This window comes from Aquitalea sp. S1-19 (genome assembly GCF_024343515.1).
This window is the reverse complement of record NZ_RJTZ01000140.1, coordinates 1-6,711: the sequence shown is the minus strand read 5'-3', so window position 1 is coordinate 6,711 and position 6,711 is coordinate 1. Positions and strand designations below refer to the sequence as shown.

Annotated in this window: 6 protein-coding genes; 3 read left to right on the top strand and 3 right to left on the bottom strand. The window is 59.5% G+C overall.

Annotation, left to right across the window (positions count from 1 at the left end; genetic code table 11):
* From recA to alaS, 3 genes are all read left to right on the top strand, one after another.
* Positions 1-690 (top strand): recombinase RecA (gene recA, locus EGI20_RS15740; protein ID WP_498632587.1); only part of this gene is annotated, 690 nt, incomplete at its 5' end.
* A gap of 9 nt (positions 691-699) precedes the next feature.
* Positions 700-1,164 carry a recombination regulator RecX gene (gene recX, locus EGI20_RS15735; protein WP_498632586.1) on the top strand — a complete coding sequence of 155 codons (465 nt, stop codon included), beginning with the start codon at positions 700-702 and terminating at the stop codon, positions 1,162-1,164.
* A gap of 165 nt (positions 1,165-1,329) precedes the next feature.
* The gene (alaS, locus tag EGI20_RS15730) at positions 1,330-3,960 is read left to right on the top strand and encodes an alanine--tRNA ligase (RefSeq protein ID WP_498632584.1); all 2,631 of its coding nucleotides are present in this window, start codon (positions 1,330-1,332) and stop codon (positions 3,958-3,960) included.
* A 66-nt stretch (positions 3,961-4,026) separates the two neighbouring features.
* Here the strand turns inward: alaS and EGI20_RS15725 are convergent, their stop codons facing one another.
* The 3 genes from EGI20_RS15725 to EGI20_RS15715 form a co-directional block, all read right to left on the bottom strand.
* Positions 4,027-5,676, bottom strand: coding sequence for a methyl-accepting chemotaxis protein (locus EGI20_RS15725; protein WP_498632582.1), 1,650 nt, complete (start codon positions 5,674-5,676; stop codon positions 4,027-4,029).
* 27 nt (positions 5,677-5,703) lie between these two features.
* Positions 5,704-6,405, bottom strand: coding sequence for an HD-GYP domain-containing protein (locus EGI20_RS15720; RefSeq protein ID WP_498632580.1), 702 nt, complete (start codon positions 6,403-6,405; stop codon positions 5,704-5,706).
* On the bottom strand, positions 6,365-6,711 hold a 347-nt coding region (locus tag EGI20_RS15715; protein WP_498632578.1), incomplete at its 5' end, for a response regulator. The genes EGI20_RS15715 and EGI20_RS15720, both read right to left, overlap by 41 nt.

Sequence of the window (6,711 nt, the reverse complement as noted above, 5' to 3'; positions counted from 1 at the left end):
GACACCGGCGAACAGGCGCTGGAAATCTGCGACATGCTGGTGCGCTCCGGCGGTCTGGATGTAATCGTGATCGACTCGGTGGCAGCACTGGTACCCAAGGCCGAAATCGAAGGCGAAATGGGCGACAGCCACGTCGGCCTGCAGGCACGACTGATGAGCCAGGCGCTCAGGAAGCTGACCGGCAATATCAAGCGCACCAATACGCTGGTGATTTTCATCAACCAGATCCGCATGAAGATCGGTGTGATGTTCGGCAACCCGGAAACCACCACCGGCGGCAACGCGCTCAAGTTTTACGCCTCGGTCCGTCTCGATATCCGCCGCATCGGCGCCATCAAAAAAGGCGACGAAGTGCTGGGTAATGAAACCCGCGTCAAGGTGGTCAAGAACAAGGTGGCACCACCGTTCCGCCAGGCCAACTTTGACATCCTGTACGGGGAAGGCATCAGCCGCGAAGGCGAGATCGTCGAAATGGGCGTGGAGCACGGCTTTATCGAAAAGTCCGGTGCCTGGTACAGCTATAACGGCGCCAAGATCGGCCAGGGCAAGGACAATGTGCGCCTGTGGCTGAAGGACAATGCCGCCGTGGCACAGGAAATCGAAGCCAAGATCCGCGACACGGTCGGCATCAAGGTCGAGATTACCGAAGATGCGGTCGATGGCGACGAACTCGCCAACGATGCATTCTAAAGTGAGCTCATGGAAAAAAGCCTGAAAGCGCGAGCTGTCGAGCTTTTGTCGCGCCGCGAATATTCGCGGCGCGAATTGCAGCAACGCCTCAAACCCCACGCCGAAAACCCGGAAGAGATAGAAGCGGTACTGACCGAGCTGGCCGAACGCCACTGGCAGTCGGACGAGCGCTTTGCCGGCCAGTTTGCCGAAATCAAGGGCCGGCGCTGGGGCAGCCGCCGCCTGACCCAGGCCTTGCGCGAAAAAGGCGTGGACAAAGACACCATCGCCAGCGCCATCGAAAGCCATGATGACCTGGCCGTGGCCAGCGATGTCTGGCAGCGCAAATTCGGCAGTTTGCCGCAAACCCAGCAGGAAAAAGCCAAACAGATGCGTTTTCTGGCTGCGCGCGGCTTCCCCATGGACGTGATCAGCAAGGTTTTATCCGGTTGCGCGCTGGATGATTTTGCCGGCGACGACGACAGGGATGACTGACGGTCGCAGTTTCACCGCCTATTTTCCTTTGTTTGCCGCAAAAAACACGCGCCAGCGCCGCGCAAGGCTTGCACCGCCGCATCAGCCTTGCCAAAATCAAGCCCAGCTTACTCTGCACCCCGGCATACCGGGGCTCTCAATTTTGCATTGCGACACTATCCAAAAATGAAAACTTCGGAAATCCGCCAGAAGTACCTCGACTTCTTCGCCTCCAAAGGCCACCAGATCGTGGCCTCCAGCTCGCTGGTGCCGTGGGAAGACCCGACCTTGCTGTTCACCAATGCCGGCATGAACCAGTTCAAGGACGTGTTCCTCGGTTTTGACAAGCGTCCGTACAGCCGCGCCACCACCAGCCAGAAATGCGTACGCGCCGGCGGCAAGCACAACGACCTGGAAAACGTCGGTTACACCGCCCGTCACCATACCTTCTTCGAGATGCTGGGCAACTTCAGCTTCGGCGACTACTTCAAGCGCGATGCCATCCACTACGCGTGGGAATTTTTGACCGGCAAAGACTGGCTGGCCCTGCCCAAGGAAAAGCTGATGGTCACCGTCTATGCGACGGATGACGAAGCGTTCGAGATCTGGAACAAGGAAATCGGCATTCCGGCCGACAAGATCGTACGCATCGGCGACAACAAGGGTGCTGCCTACGCCTCCGACAACTTCTGGACCATGGGCGATACCGGCCCGTGCGGCCCGTGCACCGAGATTTTCTACGACCACGGCGACCACATCTGGGGCGGGCCTCCGGGAAGCCCGGAAGAAGACGGCGACCGTTTCATCGAAATCTGGAACAATGTGTTCATGCAGTTCAACCGTGACGAGTCGGGTACATTGCATCCGCTGCCCAAGCCATCGGTCGACACCGGCATGGGGCTGGAGCGCATCTCGGCCGTCATGCAGGGCGTACACGCCAACTACGAAATCGACCTGTTCCAGGCGCTGCTTAAGGCCGCCGCGCGCGAAACCGGCATCGCTTTCAGCATGGACGAGCCTTCGCTCAAGGTGATTGCCGACCATATCCGCGCCTGCTCTTTCCTGATCGCCGATGGCGTGATCCCGTCCAACGATGGCCGCGGCTATGTATTGCGCCGCATTGTCCGCCGCGCCATCCGCCACGGTTACAAGCTGGGTCAGAAGGGCCTGTTCTTCCACAAGCTGGTTGCCGATCTGGCCGCCGAGATGGGTGATGCCTATCCGGAACTGCGCATGAAGCAGGCCGAAGTGGAAGACGCGCTCAAGCAAGAAGAAATCAAGTTTGCCGAGACGCTGGACAAGGGCATGGGCCTGCTGGAGTCGGCACTGAAAGACGGCAAGGCGCTGGATGGTGCCACCGTATTCAAGCTGTACGACACCTACGGCTTCCCGGTTGACCTGACCGCCGACATCGGCCGCGAACGCGGTATCGAAGTCGACCTGGCCGGTTTCGAAGTGGAAATGAACGCCCAGCGCGAACGCGCCCGCGCCGCCTCCAGCTTCAAGATGACCGGCAATGTCGACTACAGCGGCGCCGACACCTGCTTTGAGGGCTACAGCCAGCACAGCACCGATGCCCGCGTACTGGCCCTTTACAAGGACAACCAGCCGGTCGAGAGCCTGAGCGCCGGCGACGAAGGTATTGTCGTTCTGGACAACACCCCGTTCTATGCCGAAGGCGGTGGCCAGATCGGCGACAGCGGCACCATCGCTGTGACCGGCGGCATCAATGCCCTGTTCGATGTGACCGACACACAGAAAATCCAGTCGGCCGTCTTCGGCCACAAAGGTGTGCTGGCACGCGGCGAACTCAAGCTGGGTGACAGCGTGACCGCCACCATCGACCTGCATACCCGCCTGGCAACGGCACGCAACCACTCGGCCACACACTTGCTGCATAGCGCCTTGCACCATGTACTGGGCAACCATGTGGCACAAAAGGGCTCGCTGGTGACGGCCGAGCGCACCCGCTTCGACTTCTCGCATGGCGAAGCCGTCAGCAGCGAGCAGATCGCCGAGATCGAGCGCATCGTCAACCGCATGGTGGCGCATAACGCCGAGGTATCGGCAACGGTGATGCCTTACGATGACGCAATGAAAGCCGGTGCCACCGGCCTGTTCGGCGAGAAGTACGGCGACGAAGTGCGCGTACTGAAGATGGGCGAGCACTCGATGGAACTGTGCGGCGGTACCCACGTGAACCGCACCGGTGATATCGGCTTCTTCAAAATCGTATCCGAAGGCGGCATCGCCGCCGGCGTACGCCGTATCGAAGCGGTCACCGGCGAAGGTGCCGTCCTCTGGGCGCAGGAACAGGATGCCCTGCTCAAGCAGGCAGCCGTCGCGCTCAAGGCACAAGGCACGGCCGAAGTCGTCACCAAAATCAGCGCTCTGCAGTCGGATCTTAAGGCGCTGGAAAAGGAGATGGCAAAGCTCAAGGTCAAGCTCGCCGCTGCCGCCAGCGCCGAGCTGGCCGACAACGCCAAGACAGTGGCCGGCATCAAGCTGATTGCCACCGAACTGGAAGGCATCGACAACGCGGGCCTGAAGGAAACCGCCGAGAAGCTCAAGGACAAACTGGGCTCGGGCATCATCCTGCTGGCAACTGCCAGCGAGGGTAAGGTGTCGCTGGTCGCTGCCGTGACGGCGGATCTGACCGCCAAACTCAAGGCAGGCGAACTCGTTAACTTTGTCGCCCAGCAAGTCGGCGGCAAAGGAGGCGGCCGTCCGGACTTCGCTCAGGCGGGTGGCACCCAGGTCGAAAACCTGGCGCAAGCCGTAGCTAGCGTAGAAAGCTTTGTTGCTGGCAAGCTGTAAACGCAAGGCAAGATAAAAGCGGCGGGCACAACCCGCCGCTTTTTTGCGTCCTCTTCTGTGCAAATACTACACGCGGAACGAAGCCACCGTTTTGCGCAACTCATGCGTGAGCTGATGCAAGGCAACCGTCGCTTTGGACGTTTCATGCGCCACAATGGCATTGCTGGCCGCACCTTGTGAAATCTGCTCCACATGGCGGGCAATCTCACTGCTGGCCTGACTCTGCTCAGTCAGCGAATGCGAGATATCACTGACCACGGCCACAATACTGCTGGCGCTTTGCTGGATGCGCACAATGGCTTGACCACCCTGTTCCGCCAGCGCCACGCCATTTTCCGCCCGTTTGACGGCATCGCCTATGGTATGAATCGAGGCATCCGACACGCCCTGAATGGCCGCGATCATCGCGGCAATCTGCTGGGTAGACTGAGTGGTGCGCTCGGCCAGCTTCCTGACCTCATCGGCCACCACAGCAAAACCGCGCCCTTGCTCGCCTGCACGCGCAGCCTCAATGGCCGCATTCAGCGCCAGCAAATTGGTCTGGTCGGCCACATCGCTAATGACTTCCATAATGCTGCGGATCGATGCTGTCTTGTCCGTCAGCTCGGCAATGGACACGCTGGCCGTACCGACTTCGCGACTGATTCCCTCGATTTCACTGACAGCACGGGTAATCACCTCGCCACTTTCACGCGAAATTTCGCCCGAGGCCTGTGATTGTTCGCGCGCCATGCCGGCATGGTCAGCAATATGATGGATGCTGGTAGTCAGCTCCTCAATAGCTGCCGCCATTGATGCGGCAGCCTGACTTTGTTGCTCGGAGTTGCCGGCATTGATTTCGGCATGGCGCTCGATACCCTCCGCCATATTCCCCAGCTTGTCGGCCGAATCGATGATATTGCCGATCAAGTCCTTGAGCTGGTCCTGCATCTGCCCGATGGCGGCAATCAGGCTGGTGCTGTCCCCTTGCTTAACCTTGATATGCTCGCCCAGGTGACCCGACGCAATAACCCTGACCACCTCAATGGCGTAGGCCGGATCGCCGCCCACCCCCTTAAGCAGGCCGCGGATAATCAGCGTACTGGCCACCAGCAAGGCCAGCATCACCAGTGTGCCCACGCCCAGCAGCATGATGGTCTGGCGCCAGAAAATCGCGTCGATATCATCGATATAAATACCGGTCCCTACACTCCAGCCCCAGTCCTTGCTGGTCGCCATATAGGCTATCTTGCCAACAGGTGCCTGCTCTCCAGGTTTGGCCCAGACATAATCGACAACACCTCCACCGCGCCGAATCGCCCCTTCGAACAACACGCCAAGGTCCGCACCATTGGCGTCCAGCAGGCCCCGTACCGACTTGCCGACCAGTTTCGGATTGACGCCATGCGCGACCAGGTTCATGTCCCGGTTAAGAACGAGAAAATACTCCTCGCCATCAAAGCGCTGCCGGCTGATGGCAGCCAGCGCCAGACGCTGGGCCTGTTCTTGAGCAATACGCCCCTGACGCACTTCATCCTCATAGAAACCGACCATGCTGACCGTGCTCTCAACCAGACTTTTTACCTTGTCGATACGGTCTTCCAGCAAGGCCTGACGCTGCATATACAGCGCGGTCACACCCAAAAAAATCAAACCGGAAACTGCCAGTACAACCAGCAGATACAGCTTGCTGCGCATGCTCATGCCACGATGCGACAAATGGGGCTTACTCATCATCAGATTCAGTTTCTCTTTAAAATTTGCTCAAACGCATTGAAGTTCGCCAGCCACCAGCAGATCGGGATTGGCCAGGCGAATAGCCTGGAATTCAGGCAAGTGCTGCAGGAAAAGTGCGACCAGCGCCGGATCGAAATGACGACCGGCCTCCCGGGCGATCAGCGCGGCCGCATCGCTTTCGCTCCACGCTTTCTTGTAGGGGCGTTCTGAACAAAGGGCATCGAATACATCGACCAGTGCACAGATCCGGCCGCTTAGCGGAATAGCCTCTCCCGCCAGCCCTTCGGGGTAACCACTACCATCCCACTTCTCGTGGTGGGTTGCGGCAATGATCGCGGCCATCTGCATCAAGGCAGATGGATGATTGGACAGGATGCGCTGCCCGATACGGGCATGCTCGCGCATGATGCGCATCTCGTCGTCCTCCAGCCGTCCCGGCTTGAGCAGGATGGCATCGGGAATGCCGATCTTGCCCAGGTCATGCAGCGAGCTGGCATGCAGCAGCATGGCGCAAAAATCGTCATCGCAGCCTGCCAGACGGGCCAGCAACTGTGCCATACGGCTCATACGCTCTACATGCATGCCGGTTTCGTTGTCGCGAAACTCCGCGGCCTGCGCCAGACGTCGCACGATTTCCAACTGGGCCTGTTGCAGCTCGCGTTCGCGCCGGGACAGCGCATGCTCAAGTTCAGCTGCGCGCGCGGGTACTCCGGTAATACTGCCGGACACGGAGCAGGTTCTCTACCCGCAGCAAGACTTCCCAATGCAGAAATGGTTTACCCAGAAAGTCGCGCGCGCCCAGACGCAATGCCTGCTCGCGGGTCAGCTCATCGCTTTCCGCCGTCAGCACCATGACCGGCGGCATGGCCTGTGGCTCATGGCTGAAATAAGCCTGCATCTGTTGCAGAAGATCAAGCCCGCTCAGATACGGCATGCGGATATCCAGCAACACCAGATCAACCGAATGGCTCGCCAGATACGGCATCACCTGACGGGGATCGCCGATAGAATGCACCGCCTCGTAGCCTGCATCAT